General features: G+C 61.0%; 20 protein-coding genes and 1 tRNA gene. 10 read left to right on the plus strand and 11 right to left on the minus strand.

Going from position 1 to position 21,316, the window contains the following annotated elements:
* Positions 1-44: 44 nt before the first annotated feature.
* A complete protein-coding gene (gltB, locus tag ACSQ9D_RS15525; protein ID WP_436282947.1) occupies positions 45-4,769 on the minus strand; it encodes a glutamate synthase large subunit in 4,725 nt (1,574 codons plus the stop codon).
* A 536-nt stretch (positions 4,770-5,305) separates the two neighbouring features.
* Here gltB and ACSQ9D_RS15530 point away from each other — a divergent pair.
* Positions 5,306-6,355: a threonine aldolase family protein gene (locus tag ACSQ9D_RS15530; protein ID WP_436282948.1), complete on the plus strand. Its 1,050-nt coding sequence runs from the start codon at positions 5,306-5,308 to the stop codon at positions 6,353-6,355.
* Between the two features lie 10 nt (positions 6,356-6,365).
* On the opposite strand, the gene ACSQ9D_RS15535 is transcribed toward ACSQ9D_RS15530, so the two are convergent.
* Positions 6,366-6,494: a hypothetical protein gene (locus ACSQ9D_RS15535; protein ID WP_259128832.1), complete on the minus strand. Its 129-nt coding sequence runs from the start codon at positions 6,492-6,494 to the stop codon at positions 6,366-6,368.
* Positions 6,495-6,766: 272 nt separating this feature from the next.
* Here ACSQ9D_RS15535 and ACSQ9D_RS15540 point away from each other — a divergent pair, with 272 nt between their 5' ends.
* Entirely contained in the window at positions 6,767-7,264 is a 498-nt protein-coding gene (locus tag ACSQ9D_RS15540) for a GNAT family N-acetyltransferase (RefSeq protein ID WP_436282949.1), read from the plus strand.
* Positions 7,265-7,360: 96 nt separating this feature from the next.
* Here the strand turns inward: ACSQ9D_RS15540 and ACSQ9D_RS15545 are convergent, their stop codons facing one another.
* Positions 7,361-8,218 carry a LysR family transcriptional regulator gene (locus tag ACSQ9D_RS15545; RefSeq protein ID WP_436282950.1) on the minus strand — a complete coding sequence of 286 codons (858 nt, stop codon included), beginning with the start codon at positions 8,216-8,218 and terminating at the stop codon, positions 7,361-7,363.
* A 93-nt stretch (positions 8,219-8,311) separates the two neighbouring features.
* Between ACSQ9D_RS15545 and ACSQ9D_RS15550 the strand changes: the two genes are divergently transcribed.
* Entirely contained in the window at positions 8,312-9,316 is a 1,005-nt protein-coding gene (locus ACSQ9D_RS15550) for a bile acid:sodium symporter family protein (protein ID WP_436282951.1), read from the plus strand.
* A 65-nt stretch (positions 9,317-9,381) separates the two neighbouring features.
* Here the strand turns inward: ACSQ9D_RS15550 and ACSQ9D_RS15555 are convergent, their stop codons facing one another.
* Entirely contained in the window at positions 9,382-9,849 is a 468-nt protein-coding gene (locus ACSQ9D_RS15555; RefSeq protein WP_072380238.1) for an Hsp20 family protein, read from the minus strand.
* 370 nt (positions 9,850-10,219) lie between these two features.
* Positions 10,220-11,107 carry a Hint domain-containing protein gene (locus ACSQ9D_RS15560; protein WP_436282952.1) on the minus strand — a complete coding sequence of 296 codons (888 nt, stop codon included), beginning with the start codon at positions 11,105-11,107 and terminating at the stop codon, positions 10,220-10,222.
* Positions 11,108-11,376: 269 nt separating this feature from the next.
* On the opposite strand from ACSQ9D_RS15560, the gene ACSQ9D_RS15565 reads away from it, so the two are divergent.
* Complete coding sequence (locus ACSQ9D_RS15565; RefSeq protein WP_436282953.1) at positions 11,377-12,351, plus strand: alpha/beta fold hydrolase; 975 nt, start codon at positions 11,377-11,379, stop codon at positions 12,349-12,351.
* Between the two features lie 42 nt (positions 12,352-12,393).
* Here the strand turns inward: ACSQ9D_RS15565 and hisN are convergent, their stop codons facing one another.
* Positions 12,394-13,167 carry a histidinol-phosphatase gene (gene hisN / locus ACSQ9D_RS15570; RefSeq protein WP_436282954.1) on the minus strand — a complete coding sequence of 258 codons (774 nt, stop codon included), beginning with the start codon at positions 13,165-13,167 and terminating at the stop codon, positions 12,394-12,396.
* A 244-nt stretch (positions 13,168-13,411) separates the two neighbouring features.
* Positions 13,412-14,293 (minus strand): N-formylglutamate amidohydrolase, encoded by an 882-nt coding sequence (locus tag ACSQ9D_RS15575; protein ID WP_436282955.1) that lies wholly within the window; start codon positions 14,291-14,293, stop codon positions 13,412-13,414.
* Positions 14,294-14,480: 187 nt separating this feature from the next.
* On the opposite strand from ACSQ9D_RS15575, the gene cpdR1 reads away from it, so the two are divergent.
* From cpdR1 to ACSQ9D_RS15595, 4 genes are all read left to right on the plus strand, one after another.
* The gene (gene cpdR1, locus ACSQ9D_RS15580; protein ID WP_007527565.1) at positions 14,481-14,843 is read left to right on the plus strand and encodes a response regulator CpdR1; all 363 of its coding nucleotides are present in this window, start codon (positions 14,481-14,483) and stop codon (positions 14,841-14,843) included.
* 83 nt (positions 14,844-14,926) lie between these two features.
* Positions 14,927-15,001, plus strand: a tRNA-Val gene (locus tag ACSQ9D_RS15585).
* A gap of 200 nt (positions 15,002-15,201) precedes the next feature.
* Positions 15,202-16,428, plus strand: coding sequence for an SLC13 family permease (locus tag ACSQ9D_RS15590; RefSeq protein ID WP_436282956.1), 1,227 nt, complete (start codon positions 15,202-15,204; stop codon positions 16,426-16,428).
* A gap of 205 nt (positions 16,429-16,633) precedes the next feature.
* Entirely contained in the window at positions 16,634-16,765 is a 132-nt protein-coding gene (locus ACSQ9D_RS15595; RefSeq protein WP_436282957.1) for a hypothetical protein, read from the plus strand.
* A 108-nt stretch (positions 16,766-16,873) separates the two neighbouring features.
* Here ACSQ9D_RS15595 and ACSQ9D_RS15600 read toward each other — a convergent pair whose 3' ends face one another.
* Positions 16,874-17,194: a hypothetical protein gene (locus ACSQ9D_RS15600; RefSeq protein WP_436282958.1), complete on the minus strand. Its 321-nt coding sequence runs from the start codon at positions 17,192-17,194 to the stop codon at positions 16,874-16,876.
* Positions 17,195-17,395: 201 nt separating this feature from the next.
* Positions 17,396-17,617 (minus strand): hypothetical protein, encoded by a 222-nt coding sequence (locus ACSQ9D_RS15605; RefSeq protein WP_024315900.1) that lies wholly within the window; start codon positions 17,615-17,617, stop codon positions 17,396-17,398.
* A gap of 248 nt (positions 17,618-17,865) precedes the next feature.
* Between ACSQ9D_RS15605 and ACSQ9D_RS15610 the strand changes: the two genes are divergently transcribed.
* Positions 17,866-18,345: a hypothetical protein gene (locus ACSQ9D_RS15610; RefSeq protein ID WP_024315899.1), complete on the plus strand. Its 480-nt coding sequence runs from the start codon at positions 17,866-17,868 to the stop codon at positions 18,343-18,345.
* Positions 18,346-18,372: 27 nt separating this feature from the next.
* Here ACSQ9D_RS15610 and ACSQ9D_RS15615 read toward each other — a convergent pair whose 3' ends face one another.
* The gene (locus tag ACSQ9D_RS15615) at positions 18,373-19,071 is read right to left on the minus strand and encodes a hypothetical protein (protein WP_436282959.1); all 699 of its coding nucleotides are present in this window, start codon (positions 19,069-19,071) and stop codon (positions 18,373-18,375) included.
* Positions 19,072-19,583: 512 nt separating this feature from the next.
* Positions 19,584-19,826: a hypothetical protein gene (locus ACSQ9D_RS15620; protein ID WP_436282960.1), complete on the minus strand. Its 243-nt coding sequence runs from the start codon at positions 19,824-19,826 to the stop codon at positions 19,584-19,586.
* A 362-nt stretch (positions 19,827-20,188) separates the two neighbouring features.
* On the opposite strand from ACSQ9D_RS15620, the gene ACSQ9D_RS15625 reads away from it, so the two are divergent.
* Positions 20,189-21,280 carry a DUF475 domain-containing protein gene (locus tag ACSQ9D_RS15625; protein ID WP_436282961.1) on the plus strand — a complete coding sequence of 364 codons (1,092 nt, stop codon included), beginning with the start codon at positions 20,189-20,191 and terminating at the stop codon, positions 21,278-21,280.
* Positions 21,281-21,316 lie beyond the last annotated feature (36 nt).

Raw genomic sequence — 21,316 nt, forward strand, 5'->3', positions numbered from 1 at the left:
ATCCGCCGCGCTGACGTTCACCAGCGCAACGGAAGTAAGCGTAATTACTCGGCCGCAATTCCCATGCGGGCGCGTTCCATTTCTTCCAGGGCACGGCGGTACTCGACCGGCATGACCTTGCGGAACTTCGGACGGTAGTCGACCCAGTTGTCCAGGATCTGCTTGGCGCGGGTCGAACCCGTGTAGTGCAGATGGTTGGAGATCAACTGGTAGAGACGCTCTTCGTCGTGGCGCGTCATGTCACCCGAGACGTCGACGCGTCCCTTGTGCATGAGGTCGCCGCCGTGGTGATGCAGCTTCTCCAGCATGTCGTCCTCTTCCGGAACCGGCTCGAGTTCGACCATCGCCATGTTGCACCTCTTGGCAAAATCGCCGGCTTCATCGAGCACATAAGCCACGCCGCCGGACATGCCGGCCGCAAAGTTGCGGCCCGTTGAGCCGAGTACGACGACGACACCGCCCGTCATGTATTCGCAGCCGTGGTCGCCCACGCCTTCGACGATGGCGATCGCACCGGAGTTGCGGACCGCGAAGCGCTCGCCCGCGACACCGCGGAAGTAGCACTCGCCTTCGGTCGCACCGTAGAGCACGGTGTTGCCGACGATGATGGAGTCTTCCGCGACGATCTTCGAATTCTCCGGCGGTCGGACGATGATCTTGCCGCCCGACAGGCCCTTGCCGACATAGTCGTTGCCGTCACCGATCAGGTTGAAGGTGATGCCGCGCGCTAGGAAGGCGCCGAACGACTGCCCGGCAGTGCCCCTGAGCGTCACGTTGATCGTGTCGTCCTTGAGGCCGCGGTGGTTGTAGCGCTTGGCGACTTCCCCGGAGAGCATCGCACCGGCCGAACGGTCGACGTTCTTGATGTCCACGTCGAAGGCAACCGGCGTCTTCGAGGTCAGCGCCGGCTGCGCCTCTTCGATCAGCTTGCGGTCGAGAATGTCGTCGATCGGGTGCTTCTGGCGGGTCGTCCAGTAGGTTGCATCCTTCGGCGCCTCGACCTTGTGGAAGATGCGGCTGAAGTCGAGACCCTTGGACTTCCAGTGCGCCAGCATCTCGTCCTTCTCGAGCAGCTCCGAAGCGCCGATGATGTCATCGAGCTTGGTGAAGCCGAGCGAGGCGAGGATTTCGCGCACTTCGTTGGCAACGAAGAAGAAGTAGTTGACGACGTGCTCGGGCGTGCCCTTGAAGCGCTTGCGCAGAACCGGGTCCTGCGTGGCAACCCCGACAGGACAGGTGTTCAAATGGCACTTGCGCATCATGATGCAGCCGGCAGCGATCAAAGGTGCCGTCGCGAAGCCGAATTCGTCGGCGCCGAGAAGCGCTCCGATGATGACGTCGCGGCCGGTCTTCAGGCCGCCGTCGACCTGCAGGGCGATGCGCGAGCGCAATCCGTTCAGCACCAGGGTCTGCTGGGTTTCGGCAAGGCCGATTTCCCACGGGCTGCCGGCATGCTTCAGCGAGGTCAGCGGCGATGCGCCGGTGCCGCCATCGAAGCCGGAGACCGTGATGTGGTCGGCGCGCGCCTTGGCAACGCCGGCCGCAACCGTGCCGACGCCGACTTCCGAGACGAGCTTGACCGACACATCCGACGTCGGGTTGACGTTCTTCAGGTCATAGATCAGCTGCGCCAGATCTTCGATCGAATAGATGTCGTGATGCGGCGGCGGCGAGATCAGGCCGACGCCCGGGGTCGAGTGGCGGGTCTTGGCAACCGTCGCGTCAACCTTGTGGCCAGGCAGCTGGCCGCCTTCGCCGGGCTTGGCACCCTGGGCCACCTTGATCTGCAGCATATCGGCATTGACCAGATACTCGGTTGTGACACCGAAGCGTCCCGATGCGATCTGCTTGATCGCAGAGCGTTCCGGGTTCGACGAACCATCCGGCAGCGGCATGTAACGGTCGGATTCTTCACCGCCCTCGCCGGTGTTGGACTTGCCGCCGATCCGGTTCATGGCGATCGCCAGCGTCGTGTGCGCTTCGCGGCTGATCGAGCCGAAGGACATGGCACCCGTCGAGAAGCGCTTGACGATATCGACCGCTGGCTCGACCTCGTCGACCGAGACCGACTTGCGACCGATCTGCTCGGCGCTCTTGATGTTGAAGAGGCCACGGATCGTGTTCATGCGCAGCGCCGAGGTGTTCACCATCTCGGCGAACTCGCGGTAGCGGTCTTCGGCATTGCCGCGAACGGCATGCTGAAGCGTAGCGACCGCATCCGGCGTCCAGGCGTGGCTTTCGCCGCGCATGCGGTAGGCATACTCGCCGCCGATGTCGAGCGTCGTCGCCAGCAGCGGATCCTTGCCGAAGGCGGAGGTGTGACGCGCAACAGTCTCTTCGGCGATCGCGGCGAGATCGACGCCTTCGATCATCGTTGCTGTGCCGAAGAAGTACTTGTCGACCAGCTCCTGCTGCAGGCCGATCGCATCGAAGATCTGGCCGCCGCAATAGGACTGATAGGTAGAGATGCCCATCTTCGACATGACCTTGAGGATGCCTTTGCCGACCGCCTTGATGTAGCGGTAGACGACTTCGCTGGCGTCGACTTCCTTCGGGAACTCGCCCTTGGCATGCATGTCGAGCAACGTGTCGAAGGCAAGGTAAGGGTTGATCGCTTCGGCGCCATAGCCTGCGAGCAGGCAGAAGTGGTGCACTTCGCGCGGCTCGCCGGTTTCGACGACGAGACCGACCGAGGTGCGCAGCCCTTTGCGGATCAGGTGATGGTGCACGGCAGCCGTCGCCAAAAGCGCGGGAATGGCGATGCGGTCCGGCCCGATCTGGCGGTCGGAGAGCACGATGATGTTGTAGCCGCCCTTGACCGCGGCTTCGGCGCGTTCGCAGAGACGGTCGAGCATTTCGGGCATGCCTTCGGCGCCGCGTTCGACATCATAGGTGAAGTCGAGCGTCTTGGTGTCGAAGCGGTCTTCCGTATGACCGATCGAGCGGATCTTTTCCAGATCACCATTGGTCAGGATCGGCTGGCGCACTTCCAGGCGCTTGGCGTTCGCCATGCCCGTATGGTCGAGAATGTTCGGACGCGGCCCGATGAACGAGACGAGGCTCATGACGAGCTCTTCGCGGATCGGGTCGATCGGCGGGTTCGTGACCTGCGCGAAGTTCTGCTTGAAGTAGGTATAGAGCAGCTTCGACTTTTCCGACATCGCCGAAATCGGCGTATCCGTGCCCATCGAACCCACGGCCTCCTGACCCGTGGTCGCCATCGGCGACATCAGGATCTTGGTGTCCTCGGTCGTGTAGCCGAAGGCCTGCTGGCGGTTGAGCAGCGAAACGTCGCGGCGCAGTGCACGCGGCTCGACCGGCTTCAGGTCTTCGAGGATCAGCTGCGTGCGATCCAGCCAGCTGCGATAGGGATGCTTGGTGGCAAGCTCGGACTTCACTTCCTCGTCGGAAACGATCCGGCCCTTTTCCATGTCGATCAGCAGCATCTTGCCCGGCTGCAGGCGCCACTTCTGGACGATGTCCTCCTCCGGGACCGGCAGCGTGCCGGCTTCAGAGGCAAGGATGACGCGGTCGTCATTCGTGACAAGATAGCGGGCCGGACGCAGGCCGTTGCGGTCGAGGGTCGCGCCGATCTGCTTGCCGTCGGTGAAGGCGACAGCCGCCGGTCCGTCCCACGGCTCCATCAGCGCAGCGTGATATTCGTAGAATGCCTTGCGCTCGGCCGCCATCGACTGGTTGCCGGCCCAGGCTTCCGGGATCAGCATCATCACGGCATGCGCCATGGAGTAGCCGCCGCGCACGAGGAACTCGAGCGCGTTGTCAAAACAGGCCGTGTCGGACTGGCCTTCATAGGAGATCGGCCAGAGCTTGGAGATGTCGTCACCGAAGAGCGGCGAAGAAACCGAGGCCTGACGTGCCGCCATCCAGTTGACGTTGGAGCGCAGCGTGTTGATTTCGCCGTTGTGGGCGACCATGCGATAGGGGTGCGCCAGCTTCCACGATGGGAAAGTGTTGGTGGAAAAGCGCTGGTGCACGAGGGCAACCGCCGACTCGAAACGCGGGTCCGACAGGTCCTTATAGTAAGCCCCGACCTGGTAGGCCAGGAACATGCCCTTGTAGACAACGGTCGCCGACGACAGCGACACCGGATAGAAGTTGCTCTCCTCGCCATCAAACTCGTCGTAGATGCGGTTGGAGATCACCTTGCGCAGCGTGAACAGGCGACGCTCGAACTCGTCGTTCGTCGCAGCATCCTTGCCCGCGCCAATGAAGACCTGCACGTGATGCGGCTCGGTCGCGGCAATCTCGGGCGCCTTGGAAAGCGAGGAGTTGTCGACGGGCACATCGCGGAAGCCGAGGAAGACCTGACCTTCCTCGACGATGACGTCCTGGATCACCTTCTTGAAGTGCGCGATCTGCTTTTCGTCGCGCGGCATGAAGATGTGACCCATGCCGTATTCGCCGACCTTCGGCAGGGTGATACCCTGCCTGGCCATTTCCTCGCGGAAGAAGCGGTCCGGGATCTGCACGAGGATGCCAGCGCCGTCGCCCATCAGCGGATCGGCGCCGACGGCACCGCGGTGCGTCAGGTTCTCGAGAATAAAAAGACCGTCCTTGACGATCTGGTGCGACTTCTGACCCTTCATATGGGCGACGAAGCCGACGCCGCAGGCATCATGCTCGTTGCGCGGGTCGTAAAGCCCCTGTTTTCGCGGCAGACCGGAGGCGAATTTACGCGCATTGGCCGTCGCACGCGTCGTTGCCGCTGCGAACTGGTCAAAACCCGTGGATGGCGTCTTCGTCATCATTCCCTCCTGTCAGAGCCCGCAAGCTGGCGGGCGGCTTCTTGTCCCACGTCGCCCCTGATCCTAGGTTCGGCGCGTGACAGCTCTGTTGCATTGTCGAAGATCCGGTCGCCGGCGGCGGGCTCTCCAGGGAAAGCAACCGTTGCGCTCCCGCGCCTGCCATCCGCCTCCGCACGCGGGCTTCTGCCCGCATTTGAAGAACTATAGCGTGAAACCCCACGAGTGTAAGGTTTTTTGGCGCCTCTTCGGCCATCGCGGCCAAAATAGGACAGCAACCCTGTCCTAATTCACTCGATCTATGCCAGAAACATCCCGCCCGCGCAAGAGCGCTGAATCAAAAAAACGTCGATCAACGACAGAATATTACCTTGCGCGTCAGAGAATGAGACATAAAATTACGCATCTCCGCATTATTTTGTCTATTGATTGCTGAAGTCAATTTTTGTGATGGATTCCAGGCCGCCCCTTTGACCCGTGGAGGCGATAGCGTAATGTCGCCGCCCGAACCTGATCCCACCACATCCAAGCGGTCTCCTTTCATGTATTTTGCATCCGACAACTGGGCAGGCGCCCATCGATCCATCGCCGAACGTCTGCTCCGGGAATCCGACGGCTTTGCCGCGGCCTATGGCGCAAGCGATCTCGATCGGCGCGTCGAGCGACGCTTTGCCGAAGTCTTCGAGCGCGAGGTCGCAGTGCTGTTCGTCGCGACAGGCACGGCGGCGAACTCGTTGTCGCTTGCCAGCGTCCAGCGCCCCGGCGGAATTACCTTTTGCCATTCCGACGCGCATGTGATCGCCGACGAATGCGGCGCACCCGACTTCTTCAGCGGCGCCCGCCTGCTCGGCGTTCCCGGTGCAGAAGCAAAGATCGATCCGGCAAAACTCAAGGAGAAGATCGCAGCCTTCCCGCAGACAGCCGTGCAACACGGGCGAGCAACGGCTGTGACGATCACCCAGGCAACGGAGGCCGGTACGGTCTACACGCTGTCGGAAATCGACGCGATCGCCGCAATCGCCCGGAAAGATAAGCTACCCCTCCACATGGACGGTGCACGCTTTGCCAACGCCCTCGTCTCCCTCGCTGCCAGCCCGGCTGAGATGACCTGGAAGCGCGGCGTAGACATGCTGTCCTTCGGTGGCACGAAGAACGGCTGCTGGTGCGCGGAGGCGATCGTCTTCTTCAATCCCGAACAGGCCAAGGAGATGCCGTTCATCCGCAAGCGCGCGGCCCAGCTTTTCTCCAAGTCACGCTTCATCGCCGCCCAGTTCGATGCCTATTTCGAGAACGATCTCTGGCTCGACCTTGCCCGCCATGCAAACGGCATGTCCGACCGCCTGCGCGCCGGCATCAAAGCAAGCAACTTGGCTCGCCTCGCGTGGCCGACCTCGGCCAACGAAGTCTTTGCAGTCATCCCGAAGAGCGCGGCCAAAACCGCCGAGGAGAAGGGTGCGAAATTCTACGAGTGGCCAGTGCCGCCGGCAACGCCCGAGCTCGTCGGCCCGGGTGAGACGCTGGTCCGGTTCGTTACCAGCTTTGCGACGACAGAGGCAGATGTCGATGGTTTCCTGGGCTGCCTTGCGGACTGAGTTGCCGGGCTCAATTCTGATGCCCCGTGACGGCGGATTGCGGCTTGCCGCTGTCCGTCGTTTTCGCGTCGTGTCCGGCCACGACAATCAGCATCACACAGGCAACCAGCCCGGATACGAAGAGTACGCCATACGTCATCGGTCCGTTCTCCTTGCCCCGAAGATCGACCATCAGGCGTGGAGCCTAGACGCCGAACCTAACCAGAGGCCTAAGCGACAGGGTTGAGAGCGTCTTAAGATGGTAAGTAGCCCATTAACTCTTGAGGCAAGAGGCAAACCGAAATTGCCCCAGGATAAAGCGGAAATGCGGGACAGCACATGGTTGATTGCCGATCCGCTGGCCACCCTGCCTTAGCCGCGCTATCAAGGGGGGCACCGGTCTGAAATCGGAAAACAGCGAAGGTGACCCGAATGGAAATCCGTCCTGAACAGCCGAGCGACATTACGGCGATCCGTCAGATAACAAAGGCGGCTTTCGCACCGATGGAATATGGCGGCCAAACAGAAGCAGAGATCGTCGACGCTCTCCGCGAAGCGGGCGCTTTGACGGTCTCGCTCGTCGCGGTCCAGGATGGTGCCGTTGTAGGGCATATCGCGTTTTCGCCTGTTGCGATCGATGGCCAAGACAGGGGCTGGTATGGACTCGGACCGGTCTCGGTCAGGCCGGACCGTCAAAAAGAGGGCATTGGCAGCAAGCTCATTCGCGACGGCTTATCGCGGCTTGCCAATGTCGGAGCCAGAGGCTGCGTCGTTCTCGGCGATCCCGGCTACTACACGCGCTTCGGCTTCCAGAATGAGGCCAATCTGATCTTTGAGGCTGCGCCTGCGGAATATTTCATGCACTTGGCGTTCGACGGCCACACGCCTGCGGGCAAAGTCAGCTATCACGACGGCTTCAATGCCGCTTGATAGGGAAGCTGAGGTCTTGCAGACAAGATCGCCGTCTCGATAGCGCATGCTAGGAAACTGATTTCGCGACTGTTCGTCCGGCGGCTGACAGCCATGTCATGCGTTGGCGCGAAGGCTACGTACCTTGCCAAGAATATCATCCGATAGGGCTGAAACCAGTGCTTGGTCCGCCCCTTTTCGCGGCACCAGCACAAACTCGACATCCTCAAGCATCGGCAGCTTGCCTTTGCCGATCTCCTTCAACCCTGATGGCGCCATGCTGCGTGGCTGCACCAGAACGCCCATCCCCGCCCGCGCTGCCGCCGTCAGTCCGCTGAGGCTGCCGCAGGTGCAGACGATCCGCCAGGCGACCTGGCTGCGCCCCAACGCTTCGAGTGCAATGCTGCGCGTCACGCTCGGCGGCGGGAAGGCGATCAATGATAGCGGCCTACTGCTCAATACATGCTCGGGATCGCGCGCCAGCCAGACGAGTGGCTCGCGATAGACCAGTCGCCCGCGGGCATCGCCAAGCCGGCGCTTCGCCAGCACGAGGTCGATCTCGCCATTGTCCTGCATCTCGTAAAGCGTCCCAGAGAGCGCAACCGTCAATTCGAGATCGACCGACGGGTGCGAGCGGACGAAATCCTCGAGCACTGCCGGCAGCTGGCTGGTCACGAAGTCTTCCGACACGCCGAGCCGGAGATTGCCGCGCAGCTTCTGTCCCCTGAATTGCGACTGAACCTGTGCCTCGATCGCCAGCATCGCCCGCGCATGACTGAGCAGCGCCTCGCCGTCGGTCGTCAGCAGCACCTTGTGGGTGTCGCGCGCCAGCAACCGCCGTCCGACGGCGCTTTCGAGCCGCTGGATGTGCTGGCTGACGGTCGATTGGCCAAGCCCTAGCCTTTCGGCGGCAAGCGTGAAGCTTCCCATCTGTTCGACGGCAACAAAACTGCGCAGTTGCGTAAGATCAAGCATGGCAATCCAGAAATACGATAACTGTTATTCCTTGCATCCTGTATCATAATGGAAGAAAGACAAATGATCTACTGATCTCCATGAGTGTCCGCCATGCGCCGTTTTCTACCCGATAACTTTACGATGCTACTCGTCTGCACCGTCATCCTCGCCTCGCTGCTGCCGGCCAAAGGCGCTTTTGCCGGCTATTTCGGGATCGCGACGAACCTGGCGGTGGCGCTTCTCTTCTTTCTGCACGGCGCACGTCTGTCGCGCGACGTCGTGATCGCCGGCCTGCTGCACTGGCGGCTTCATCTTGTCATCCTGCTGACGACGTTCGGACTTTTCCCGATCCTTGGCCTCGGCCTCGGCTTCGTGCCTGAATGGATACTGCCGAAGCCGCTCTATCTCGGGATCCTGTATCTGAGCGTTCTGCCATCGACGGTGCAGTCGTCGATCGCCTTCACCTCGATGGCGCGCGGCAACGTCCCGGCAGCCATCTGCTCGGCATCGGCGTCGAACATCTTCGGCATGTTCCTGACACCGCTGCTGGTCGGGCTGCTGTTTTCCGTCGGCGGCCATGGCGGCTTTTCGTGGAACGCGCTGCAGCAGATCCTTCTCCAACTGCTGCTGCCCTTCGTCGTCGGCCAGTTGCTTGAGCCGTGGATCGGCGGCTGGATCCGCGCGAAGAAGAGGCTTCTGATGCCTGTCGACCGCGGCTCGATCCTGATGGTCGTCTATCTCGCCTTCAGCTCGGCGGTCGCCGAGGGTCTGTGGCACACCTTCTCGATCGGCGACATCGCCGCGGTCATCGTCGCCGACACAGTGCTGCTCGCCTTCGTGCTATGCTTCACCATGTTTGGCAGCCGTCTCCTCGGCTTCAACAAGGCCGACGAGATCACCATCACCTTCTGCGGCTCGAAGAAGAGCCTTGCCAGCGGCGCGCCGATGGCGAGCGTTATCTTTGCCGGGCAATCGGTCGGCGCGATCGTGCTTCCACTGATGCTGTTCCACCAGATCCAGCTGATGGTCTGCGCCGTGATCGCGCAGAAATATGCAGCCAAGGCAGCGCACCACGTGACCGAAGAGGAAGCCGAGGAAGCGGCAAGCCCGGCCTGACATCGGACGACAAAAAGGCGGCGCTCACACGAGCGCCGCCTGCATGATTGGCCTGGGAGGACCGATTAGTTGGCGACCTGCGCCTCGATGGCCTTCGGCGCGCTGACCGGCTCAGCCGCAATCGCGATCTTGCGCGGCTTCATGGCTTCCGGAATGCTGCGAAGCAGATCGATGTGGAGCAGACCGTTCTTCAACGAAGCGGCGGTGACCTCGACGTGATCGGCAAGCTGGAAGCGGCGCTCAAAGGCGCGCTTGGCAATGCCGCGATAGAGGAACTCGCTACCTTCCGCATTGTCTTCGCTCTTTTCACCCTTGACGGTCAGAGCGTGGGCCTGCGCCTCGATGAAGATTTCGGTCTCATCAAAACCGGCAACGGCCATGGTGATGCGATAGGTGCTCTCGCCGGTACGCTCGATATTGTAGGGCGGATAGGTCTGGCCCTGATCAGGCTGACCGAGACTGTCGAGCATGGTGAAAAGACGGTCGAAACCGACGGTGGAACGATAAAGGGGAGAGAAGTCTACGTGACGCATGATGTCCTCCTGAGGAAGCGACGTGTTGCGATAATTGCCCCTGAAACCCCTTGATCGGCAGCTTCGGGACGGGTGGACAGGCCCGTTTGGCGCCTGCAGGAATGAGATGGGGATGGCTTTTGCGCAGTTCAAGACCCTGGCGCAGGAGCGAACTCACGTTGCGTGAACCGCATATGAATAGCCGGTTCGGAAGCCATTCATGCGTGGAGGATTAGGAATCACGCCATCGGGTGACACTGGCCCGATGGCTGGAGTGTATCGTCCCTTCGTCTTCAGCCCGATCTCCGGCCGGCATCGCGGAACCTCAAGTTCCGCATGCCGGTCTTTTTTTGAACGGTTGAGCTCGAAGACGAGGACGGTCCGTCGCGTGTCAGACCGACGGCTCCTTCGCACGCGCGTTGATCTTCTCGCAGGCATCCTCGAACGGATCGCGCATCGGCACCAAGGGCGAAGCGCCGAGCAGAAGAAGCGCCTGCAAATGTTTCCAGCCGCCTTCCTCGCCGAGCACCGGCGCATAGGAAGTCATCGGGGTGCGCTCCTCACCGGCATAAAGGCGTTCGTACTCCGCAAAATTGGAGAAGTTTTCGTGATCGCTGTCCGAGGGATGGAAAGTCTCGGCCGCAGCGCCCTCAGCAAGGATGACTTCATGCGTGTTGAGCAGGACGGCATAGTATTCGATCGACGTGTCGTCCGCAGGAACGATTGGCGCAATCGTCGTGCCGTTCACGAGATCCTTCACGCGGATCAGAACGCCATTCAGCAACAGCGCATGCCCAGGTGATAGGTAGAGATCAGAATGTGGCGTATGCTCATCCAGTGCATGGCGCGAGACTCGGATCGGCACGACACCGTCATGCCAGCGCGTGCCACTCTTCTTGAACATTTGGCGACCGACCCACCTGATCGACCGGTTACCCCCGTGCGGAAGCGCAACGCGATCGCCGATCCGAAGATCCTCGACCCGCTTTTCACCGCAATCTGTCAGGATCGATGTCCCACGCAAGAAGCAATGCGCCCCGCCGCCACCATTCCCGTTTCCACCGGAGTTGCCGTTCCCGCCGCCACCAGAATTGCCATGCCCGCTTCCGCCAGAACCACCGCGCCCCCAGCGCCGTCCCATGGCACGTGCGGGAGAAGAGGAAACTGCCGTTGCCAATGCGGCGACGCTCGCGAGGCGAGCGCCGGCGGCAGCGGCCACGCCTAGAAAATGCCTGCGCGCGGTATTGCGGGGCAGCTTTGGATCTTCCGTGGATAACATGCTGGCTTCCTTTGGAACGAGTAATACTACTCCATGGTACAATAAGTTGCATTGCATTGAACTTCGCAGAATAGCGCTAACGCCTACTCAAAAGGGAGTATACGAAGCCCGCCACAAGCCACGCCGGCTCAAGAAGTTTGCGCAGTGACGACAGATTCGACTTTTTGCTCTACCGCAGGTTGGCCACGCATCTTTCTTTCATTTGACATGGCGATCGCCTATCCGCTTTACTCGACAGGCGAATCCGCGAAGGACACGATCGATCAGCCATGGAACCAGTCCTTTTCTCGACCCCCGACAATCCGATACCGGAGAACCGCGCGGAAGGCTTCTTCGAGACGCATGATGGCCATCGCCTGCGCTATGCCGTCTTCCGCTCTGATGCGCCGGTAGCGAAGGGCACGGTCGTCCTCCTCCAGGGCCGCAACGAATATATCGAGAAGTATTTCGAGACGATCCGCGACCTGACGGCCAGTGGCCTCTGGGTTGCAACATTCGATCTGCGCGGCCAGGGCGGCTCCGACCGGCTTCTGAAGAATCGTCAATACGGTCACGTCCGCCGCTTCATCGATTACGAGCACGACCTCGACACGTTTCTCGAGAAGATCGTGCTGCCGGATACCCGCCTGCCCTTCTTCATCCTCGCGCATTCGACCGGAGCGTTGATCGCGATGTCCGCCGCCCCCTACCTCTCGACGCGCATCGAGCGCATGGTGCTGACAGCCCCCTTTATCGGCCTCTCGGGCCAGGCAGCATCGGAAGGTACGATCCGAGCGCTCGCTGGGGTCGCCTGTTCGCTCGGTCTCGGCTCGTTTCCGCTGACGCGCAAGCTCAAGGAACAGCCGTTCCGCGACAACCCTCTGACATCGGACCAGACGCGGTTCGAGCGCAACGTTGGTGTTGCCGCGGCCCATCCGGAATTGACGCTCGGGCCCCCGACGGCACGCTGGCTGCACGATTCGTTCCTAACGATCGACCGCGTGACGTCACCGAACCATCTGTTCTCGATCACCATTCCGACGGTCGTCATCGCGCCGACGCGCGACGAGATCGTGCCCTACATCGCGCAGGAGCGTATCTCGCGCTATTTCCGCGCCGCCCAGTTCGTCCCGATCAACGGCGCGCGGCATGAGGTGCTGCAGGAACGCGACGTCTACCGCAAGGCAGCGCTCGCAGCCTTTCACGCCTTCATTCCCGGTAGCGATGCCGAGGCCGTCGAGGAAGTCGAAGATTTTGGCACCTAGCCCGGCCGCCATCCGAGCGACCTCGGCAAGTGCCGATGGCTGCTACCGATTGAGGACAGCCATCGCCTGCTCGTAGACGGCGCGGCTTCCCGCGGCGATGATCGAGCCGCCGTTTTCCGGGCGCCCGCCATCCCAGGTCGTGATGAGCCCTCCGGCATTCTCGATGATGGGGATGATGCCGCCGACATCGTAGGGCTTCAGACTGTTTTCGATAACCAGGTCGACGTGGCCGGCAGCGAGCAAAGCGTAGGCGTAGCAATCCGTGCCGTAGCGGAAGAGCCGCACCTGGCTCTCGATCTCTCTGTACTTGTCCATCTCCGCGCCCGTGAAAAGATGCGGTGAGGTGGTGAAGAGAATGGCGTTCGCCAGCGCACCGCAATCGCGAACCTGCAGCCGGCGCTCTCCCTCCGGACCGTTGTAGATGGAACCATGCGCATCCGCGAAATAACGTTCGCCGGTAAAGGGCTGCTCGATCATCCCCATAATGGCCCGGCCATGTTGCTGCAGGCCGATCAGCGTTCCCCAGACGGGCACGCCGGAAATAAAGGCACGCGTGCCGTCGATCGGGTCGATAACCCACACGTATTCGCGGTCCAGGCCGATGCTGCCGTGCTCTTCACCAAGGATGCCGTGATCCGGGAAATGCTCCTCGATCAGCGCGCGAATGGCGACCTCAGCCGCCCTGTCGCCCTCGGTGACCGGGTCAAAGCCGCCCGACAGCTTGTTGGTCACGTCGAGCCCGGAACGGAAACGCGGCAGTGTCTCGGCCTTGGCGGCCTCCGCCAAGCGGTTGAAGAACGAGCGATCAGGCAACATGGTGAAATCCATCGGTGGCGCGCGAGTGGCGCTTTTCATAGCGGAATTGCGGCCGGTTGCAAACGAGAGCGGCAGCTTTTAGCCGGCTGCACATTATTTTTGCACTGCAAAATTCTGATTGACAATTGTGCACCGCAATAGTAGCGTTTGCTCACAGTCTTCTGACTGTAAATACCCTCCTTGGGTGTTTCCTCCCTAGACTTGGACCGCCGCAAGGCGGTCTTTTTTTGGCAGTCTAGACGGCTCACTCGGCAGCCAGGGCAGAATCTGTCGCGAACTGCGCCACATAGACCGCCAACTGGCGCATGAAGGCGGTGATCGCTCCGACGACCAAGGCGAAGTCGGCACGCTTCTCCAGCGTCATTTCGTCGACATAGATCGACCGGTTCACTTCGATTTGCAGCGCATGCAGCCCGCGTGACGGGCGGCCGTAATGCTCGGTGATGAACCCGCCGGCATAGGGCTTGTTACGGATCGCGGTGAAGCCCATCTCCTCGAAAATGGCGACGGCGGCGCGCGACACCTCTGCCGAGGCACTGGTGCCGTAGCGGTCGCCGATGATGAAATCCGGCCGCGCATTGCTGCCGGCCACGCGAACATTACCCGGCATGGAGTGGCAGTCGATCAGCACGCCGAAGCCGAACTGCACATGCGTGCGGGCAATCAGCCGCCGCAGCGCCGCATGATACGGCTTGTAGACGCTCTCGATACGATCCAGCCCCTCCTGCACCGACAGCCGCCGGGTGTAGATCTCCATGTTCTCCGCAACGATGCGCGGAATAGTGCCAAGCCCGCCCGCCACGCGCAGCGAATTGATGTTTGCGTAAGGCGGCAGCAGACCGTCGAACATGCGCGGATCGAGCTCGTAAGGCTCGCGGTTCACATCCAGATAGGCGCGCGGAAAGTTTGCAAGCAGGAGTGGCGCCCCAAGCGCGCTCGCATCGGCGAACAGCTCATCGACATAGTGGTCTTCGGAGCGACGTATGGAAACGCCTTCGAGACGCGACTGGGCGATGAACTCAGGAGGATAGATGCGCCCGCTGTGCGGCGAGTTGTAGACGAATGGAATGGTGTGCGACAAAGGCTCCCGGACCTCGAAAAGTGCGTATTCGGGGATTTCGTGCACCCTTGTTCCCTCTTTACCATGCCAGGAGGCTATTGCTTCGCCCATGTTGCCAGTTGCCGCACGGCAAGTCCATACTATCTCATGGGGATGACGGCCCGGACGGCCTCTTCACCGGTTGTTTACTGGGCGAACTCTAGTGTAAATGGCTGGAGCCCCACGCATAAATTACTGATCAGCGGTCTGGATAATGACTCAGAAGATACTTCTTGCAGAAGACGACAACGACATGCGCCGCTTCCTTGTGAAGGCGCTTGAAAAGGCAGGCTACAAAGTCCTCTCTTACGACAACGGCGCCAGCGCCTATGACAGGCTTCGCGAAGAACCCTTCTCGCTGCTCCTGACCGATATTGTCATGCCCGAAATGGATGGCATCGAACTGGCGCGCCGCGCGACCGAACTCGATCCGGACCTCAAAGTGATGTTCATCACCGGATTCGCGGCCGTCGCGCTGAACCCCGATTCGAAGGCACCGAAAGACGCCAAGGTTCTTTCCAAGCCCTTCCACCTGCGCGACCTCGTGGAGGAAGTGAACAAAATGCTTGCCGCATAAGGCTTCCGGCAGCGCGTGTCACAAAACCGAAAAAAGCCTATTGACGGCAAAAAAGGTTTGTGGTCTATGCGCCGCCATCGGATGGGCGTGTAGCTCAGCGGGAGAGCACTACGTTGACATCGTAGGGGTCACAGGTTCAATCCCTGTCACGCCCACCATCCAATTACTTGATATTCAAGATGTTTTTGGCTCCTTCGGGAGCCTTTCACATATTTCCCGGTAGGTTCATTGAACCTTGGGAATGTCGGGTTTGCCCGGCCTTTTTTGTTGGCCGTAACTCGTCTGTAGCCAGGCGCAAAGGCCGTTGTGGTAGCGTTCGGATTGCGATTCGCCGTCTTCCCCGGAGCCCTTACTAACAATGACCAATCTCATCTCCGTTCTTTTCGGGATTACCTACCTGGGGATGGCGCTCGGGCGCGTCCCGGGCCTGCGGATCGACCGTGCAGGTATCGCCCTCGTCGTCGCTGTCGTGCTCGTCGCCGTCGGTGCGGTACCAGGCGACGCGATGGGCGAGGCTATTCACTTTCCGACGCTGCTACTGCTCGGCGGCTTGATGATCATGTCCGCACGGGTCGGCGCTAGCGGGTTCTACAGCGCGGTCGCCGTGTGGATCGCCGCGCAGGCGGGACGGCCACATCGCCTGCTTGCCTTGACGATTGCCATCGGCGGCATCCTCTCGGCCTTCCTCGTCAACGACATCGTTGTCTTCGCGATGACCCCGCTATTGTGCGCGGGCCTTTCCGCCCGCAATCTCGATCCCCGCCCCTTCCTTTTTGGGCTTGCTGCGGCAAGCAACGCCGGCTCGGCGGCGACCCTGATCGGCAACCCACAGAACATCCTCATTGGCCAGGCGGGCGCGCTCAGCTTTTGGGGCTATTTCGCCGACGCGGCAATTCCATCGGTTGCGGCACTTTTCATCAGTTACGGGTGCGTGGCGTATGTCTGGCGGGCAAGCCTCGGCACGCCACCCACCGACGCACCGACCGAAACGGTCGCCTTCGATCGTCTTCAGGTCGGCGTATGCGGTTTGGCACTCGCCGTCTTGCTCATTTTGTTTGGGTCCCCGCTCCCACGGGAGATTTCGGCCCTACTGGTCGCCGCTTGCCTGATTATCAGCCGGACGCTCCCGACTAGGCAGCTTCTCGATGAAATCGATGTACCTTTGCTCATCCTGATTGCAGCGCTGTTCGTGATCAACGACGCGTTCGCCCGCACTGGATTTCCGGAGCAGGCCGTACACATACTTGCCGACTATAATCTGTTGCCCGATCGGGTTTCATCGTTGGTGCCGATTTCGCTGCTTCTCAGCAATACGATCGGCAACGTCCCTGCCGTCGTGATGATCCTGAAAGTTTGGCACGGGATTCCGGAAGGCACGCTCGTCGGGCTCGCCATCCTTTCCTCGCTCGCCGGCAACCTGTTTCTCGTCGGCAGCCTCGCAAACCTGATCGTGGCCGAACGTGCGTCGGTGCAAGGCATACACCTGACGTTTCGCGACCATGCGAAAGCCGGTGTGCCGATCACAATTCTTTCCATGCTGGTTGCCGGGCTTTGGCTTTGGATCGGTGGCTACATGCCGATGTAAGTCACGGGTTCAATCCCTGTCACGCCCACCATTCGAATTCAAGGGCTTAGCGGAAAACCGCTAAGCCCTTTTCCGTTTCTGGATGCTGGATTAAGCCCCACTTGCGCGCAGTGCCGCGAGCGCCGCTGCCACGGCAAGAAACGGGTGGGCGGCTTCGGTCTTTGCGCATTTAATGCTCCGATCCCAAGAGCTTTGGAGGCACACCATGTCGCCATTTCTAGCGCTGCACGCCGTTGCCGCTGAACGCGGCGAAGGTCTTCTGCCGGAGCTGCTGGTGGCTTTGCGCCGTCACGAAGAAAATCGTCTGGAAACGACGCCGCGGGGTAGCAGACTCTGACGGCCGGCCATACGAGGATGGCCGTTTGCCTTCCGACATCAATTCGCGGCCTCTCGTTGAGGCGTCGCCTCGATATCAGCCGGGAGAGGCGCGCCTCCGCTTGCGACGCTACGGATTATTGTAAAAGGATCCGCTGTCGTAAACACAGGCGTAGTCGAGCACGCACTGCTTTCCCATCGCATCCCGGACATTGGCGGTGGAGCGCGCATAGCCCAACCCACACTTGGCGGGTGGATAGCGAAAGCTGCTGCCGCCGAAGCCGGAGCGGACGAACACCTTCTTGTTTTGGCGGATAATCTGCGAGATTTGGCTGCAGGTGTGAGCGCGAGCATCGACGTTCAGTGCCCCAGCAGAAAAGGCTGTCGACGGCACCATGAGCGTGGCCGCCAAAATTGCAGCACTGAAGGCAGCACCAGATGCAGCGCCCATTTCGCGCTCCCTCGGAATGAGCATGGCCGGAGGCCGACTATACTCGTTTTTGGCGAACCGACAAATCGGCTGCCATACCCCCGAAGTCCCCGCTTGCGCGATAGACACACCAACCCGTAAACGATGCGCGCTGGTCCTGGCAGAACGCCCGCCAATCAGCGGGCGCTTCGTCCGATTTTCGTGCGCAAGCAGCAGCCCATGCTACATGCACGCAGCCGCCGATTTCATTGCCGCCTCGGCAAGCGCCTTCGTCTTGTGCGAGCTTCCGACAGCCATAGCGGCCTTGCCGTCAGGGCGCTTCGGCACGACGCTGCATTTGTTGCTGTTCGGAGCATGTTCCACATAATAGTGGCTACTTGCGGCGAGCGCCGGAGCGACGCCGAAGGCCAGGATAGCAACACTCAGAGCGATTTTCCTGATCATCGCATTTCCTCCATCTTAGCTTAACCGGCAGTCTCGCTGCCAGGCCAAGAGGTAGCTATCGCGCCCGATGGGTTTCGACCAAGCGTCATTTCACCGCATGTCCCCGTCTGCTTGGCCCGAATGACCGCACGGCAAACGCGGTCGATTGCCAAGATTGAAAGTCGAGCCTATCGACCAATTTCGAACACAGAAGAATGGCAAGTCGCTGCCCATACAACAGCACTGCCGAGATACGACGAGGTAAAGACATGAAACTGGCAACTTTGGCCGCCGCTTCGCTGCTCGCCGCAACACTGACGACAGCAGCGGACGCAGCCCCGCAAAACTTCCCCGGCGCCCCCGGAGCGCTAACGCTTTCCGGCAAATGCGCCAAGCTCGTCGTTGGCAAGGTCGACGCGACGAAGGGTTGCGAAGGCGAACTCGCAAGCGTGACGCTTGTGAATGGCCAAGTCACCTTCATCTTCACCTCGGGAGGCAAGATGCTGGGCTTTCAAGGCGATGGTACGGCCATCAAGCCCGCCTCCAACGGCAATGCTCGCATGCCACTCAACCTGGTGGTGACGGGCGTCGGCCAGAAGATGACCGGTCAAGTGAAAGTTGCCGGCACCTGCACGATGGGGAACCCGTACGGCGGCAAGCCGGTTGCCATCGAATGCACGGCCGAAAGCAAGGACACGGCCTTTGCCGGCAGCTTCCGCACCAATGGCAAGGCGCCGAAGCAGAAGTAGCCCACCGTTTGCTGGTACAGGCCAGGCTCAGGCACACCAGGCGCCATTCGCGCCGGGTTTGCGGGCCAAGCCCTCGTTGATCATCTGCATACCGATCGACAGGCCATCGCGCGACACGACGTGCGGCGCACCGGCCTTGCCAGGCTGCCCGGCCGGGTTCATCGAGAAGGATCCGGAGTTCAGGATGTTCAAGAGCCGCAGCTTGGCAGCAAAGCCAAGCCGCTTCTCGTTGTCGCAACGAGCCGTCTCGATGCCGGGGCTCACGACGTCGGCAATGGCGATCTTCTCGCCCTTGTACCAGAACGTGCCTCCATCGGCGACGCAGTTGATGTGCTCTCCCTGCCCGCAATAACCAAACGCGGCCTTGCCGGTCTGCGCTTGCGCGGGTGAGATGGAGACCGGAATCGCTTTTTCCGGGACGACAGGCGCCTTGGCCGGAATCGGCACGGCGGCAGGTGGTACCATGCGCGGCGCCGCGGTGATCGAGGCGGTCTGCCTCGGGCTGGAATCGCGTGCAGGTTCGCTGCGCACGACCGAGGCCGGCCGGGAAACGATGGACGCCGGCGCGTGCGCGGCCAACATCGGCCTCACGCTCTTCCAGTTGTCGTAAATCGCAATGCCACCAACGGCGATGACACCGATGATTATCCAGGGCAGAGCGCTTCCACCTCCCCTTCCCTTCGATCGTGCCGATGATTTGCGGCGGCGGGTCGCAGTCTTTGCCATCTATCCGATTCCCGTGAACGCACGGATTATCGCCGGGCAATCCTTTCCGAAAGGTTGCTGACATTTTCCCTGAGTTGGGGTTGCGCCATCCGGACCAGCAGGTGGTTTTCCGGCGCAAGCTGCACTCCGCTATTGACCGGTAGCGTTCTTGGCCACCGTTGCTACGACTTGCGGATAATTCATCTTGCAGGAGGTGGAACCGCGGTTCGAGCGATCCCGATCATCAGAGTGACGATCCATGATGCTGCGAAGCGCCTGACGAAGCGGCATCTACAATCGCCGCACCGCAGGGGACGCCGTGTCCGGCCTCAAGCGCGTCGGCGGGTCCCAACGAGAGTCCAGCGAATTCGTGATCTCGATTCTTTTTGGATCGATCTGAATATCAGCGGCCGTGCGAAGCGCTTGCCATTCGATCTCGTGCTTCATGTAAATGTCGTGCGGCACCAAAGTTGTTTTCATCCTTCTCACCGGTTGTCGCGAGTAAAAACGTCAGGGTTGCAAGCACCGATGCGTCAGCGGGCCGGCTTTGCGATCGTGGAATCGTCCTCCACGGCCGGTTTCGGCCCACGCTTCGAAAGATCGCCGCCGGTTACGTGGGCGGGAACGTGGACGTCGTCGAAAACGCCGTGCGGCAGCGTCAGATCGACCTGATGTGGAGGCAGCACTTGCGCCTTCTGCATTCGGTTGGGGCGCGCTCGCTTCATTCGGTCGGATTTTTCCGTCCGTTTGTCGGGAGTGTGGGTCGAGGGGTGCATTCGTCGGCCTCCTTTTTATTGCGCATAACACTGGTGAACGAGGGACTAACGACCGCGATGCCGGATGGTTCCAAAGAAAAGACAAAGCGCATCGCGCCGATCTTGACTGGCGTGGGAAGTTCACTACCTTCGCCTTATCCCGCGGCCTCGGACATCGGCCGACGGGTGAACCTGGTGCCGGGCCCCTCTGGCGAGAGTTATTACGGCGCTCTCGTGATGTCGGTACCGCCTGCAGCTTAAGCCGGCGGATTTTCATTGATGAAAAAGCTCACCATGCCTCACGCGCATGCCCTTTGTGGTATGTCGCGTTTTTCACGCACATATTCCCTGTTCGACAAGGCTCGTGGCTGCGAGGTGCGGCCATGACCAACAATTCCTCGCAGAAATCGACGCTCGGCTATTTCCGCTGGGCCTTCATCGTCACCTTCCTCGGTCTCATCTTGGGCGCAGCCCTCGGCTGGCAGGCCACCGGCACCATCGGCGGCATGGCGACCGTCTTCTTCGTCTGCACGGTGCTCGCCGTGCTGGAGATCTCGCTCTCCTTCGACAACGCCATCGTCAATGCCAACAAGCTGAAGGAGATGACGCCGGCCTGGCAGCATCGCTTCCTCACCTGGGGTATCGTCATCGCCGTCTTCGGCATGCGTATCGTTTTCCCGCTCGCGATCGTCGCCATCGCCGCCAACATCGGCCCCTGGGAAGCCTTGGTGCTCGCAGCCCGCGAGCCGGCCGAATATGCCCGCATCATGAACGACGCGCACCTGCCGATCGCCGCCTTCGGTGGTACCTTCCTGATGATGGTCGGCCTCAACTACTTCTTCAACCATGAGAAGGACGTCCACTGGATCGCCGGGCTTGAAAAGCTCATGGCCCGTTCCGCCACGATCAAAGGCATCGAGATCGCCTTCGTTCTGGCGCTGGTCCTGATCTTCTCGTCCTTCCTTGGCGACGAAGAAGCCAGCACCTTCGTCCATTGCGCCATCTACGGCCTGCTGACCTTTCTCGCGGTCGAGGTGATCGGCGGCCTGCTCGATGCCTCGCAGCAGACGATGAGCGCCGCCGCCAAAGGCGGCCTCGGCGCCTTCATCTATCTCGAAGTGCTGGATGCCAGCTTCTCCTTCGACGGCGTCATCGGCGCCTTCGCGCTGACGCAGAACCTCTTCGTCATCGCCATCGGCCTCGGCATCGGCGCCATGTACGTGCGCTCAATGACGATCATGCTTGTCGAAAAGGGAACGCTTGCCGAATACCGCTATCTCGAGCACGGCGCCTTCTACGCGATCCTGATCCTCTCCGTGATCATGTACGTGCAGACCATGTTCCATATCCCCGAGGTCATCACCGGCCTTGGCGGCGCGGCCCTGATCGGCATCTCGCTGTGGTCTTCCATCCGCTACAACAAGAAGGAGCAGGCAGCAGAGCGCGCCCAGGCGCACAAGGAACTGCACGCCTGAACCTGATGAGCCACACCCGACGGTGCGGCTTCAGCA

Source organism: Rhizobium sp. LjRoot258, assembly GCF_964254185.1.
Taxonomy (GTDB): domain Bacteria; phylum Pseudomonadota; class Alphaproteobacteria; order Rhizobiales; family Rhizobiaceae; genus Rhizobium.

Coding starts and splice junctions, on each gene's coding strand:
- gltB (WP_436282947.1), bottom strand. CDS start 4,769: ATGATGACGAAGACGCCATCCACGGGTTTTGACCAGTTCGCAGCGGCA.
- ACSQ9D_RS15530 (WP_436282948.1), top strand. CDS start 5,306: ATGTATTTTGCATCCGACAACTGGGCAGGCGCCCATCGATCCATCGCC.
- ACSQ9D_RS15535 (WP_259128832.1), bottom strand. CDS start 6,494: ATGACGTATGGCGTACTCTTCGTATCCGGGCTGGTTGCCTGTGTGATG.
- ACSQ9D_RS15540 (WP_436282949.1), top strand. CDS start 6,767: ATGGAAATCCGTCCTGAACAGCCGAGCGACATTACGGCGATCCGTCAG.
- ACSQ9D_RS15545 (WP_436282950.1), bottom strand. CDS start 8,218: ATGCTTGATCTTACGCAACTGCGCAGTTTTGTTGCCGTCGAACAGATG.
- ACSQ9D_RS15550 (WP_436282951.1), top strand. CDS start 8,312: ATGCGCCGTTTTCTACCCGATAACTTTACGATGCTACTCGTCTGCACC.
- ACSQ9D_RS15555 (WP_072380238.1), bottom strand. CDS start 9,849: ATGCGTCACGTAGACTTCTCTCCCCTTTATCGTTCCACCGTCGGTTTC.
- ACSQ9D_RS15560 (WP_436282952.1), bottom strand. CDS start 11,107: ATGTTATCCACGGAAGATCCAAAGCTGCCCCGCAATACCGCGCGCAGG.
- ACSQ9D_RS15565 (WP_436282953.1), top strand. CDS start 11,377: ATGGAACCAGTCCTTTTCTCGACCCCCGACAATCCGATACCGGAGAAC.
- hisN (WP_436282954.1), bottom strand. CDS start 13,167: ATGTTGCCTGATCGCTCGTTCTTCAACCGCTTGGCGGAGGCCGCCAAG.
- cpdR1 (WP_007527565.1), top strand. CDS start 14,481: ATGACTCAGAAGATACTTCTTGCAGAAGACGACAACGACATGCGCCGC.
- ACSQ9D_RS15590 (WP_436282956.1), top strand. CDS start 15,202: ATGACCAATCTCATCTCCGTTCTTTTCGGGATTACCTACCTGGGGATG.
- ACSQ9D_RS15595 (WP_436282957.1), top strand. CDS start 16,634: ATGTCGCCATTTCTAGCGCTGCACGCCGTTGCCGCTGAACGCGGCGAA.
- ACSQ9D_RS15600 (WP_436282958.1), bottom strand. CDS start 17,194: ATGGGCGCTGCATCTGGTGCTGCCTTCAGTGCTGCAATTTTGGCGGCC.
- ACSQ9D_RS15605 (WP_024315900.1), bottom strand. CDS start 17,617: ATGATCAGGAAAATCGCTCTGAGTGTTGCTATCCTGGCCTTCGGCGTC.
- ACSQ9D_RS15610 (WP_024315899.1), top strand. CDS start 17,866: ATGAAACTGGCAACTTTGGCCGCCGCTTCGCTGCTCGCCGCAACACTG.
- ACSQ9D_RS15615 (WP_436282959.1), bottom strand. CDS start 19,071: ATGGCAAAGACTGCGACCCGCCGCCGCAAATCATCGGCACGATCGAAG.
- ACSQ9D_RS15620 (WP_436282960.1), bottom strand. CDS start 19,826: ATGCACCCCTCGACCCACACTCCCGACAAACGGACGGAAAAATCCGAC.
- ACSQ9D_RS15625 (WP_436282961.1), top strand. CDS start 20,189: ATGACCAACAATTCCTCGCAGAAATCGACGCTCGGCTATTTCCGCTGG.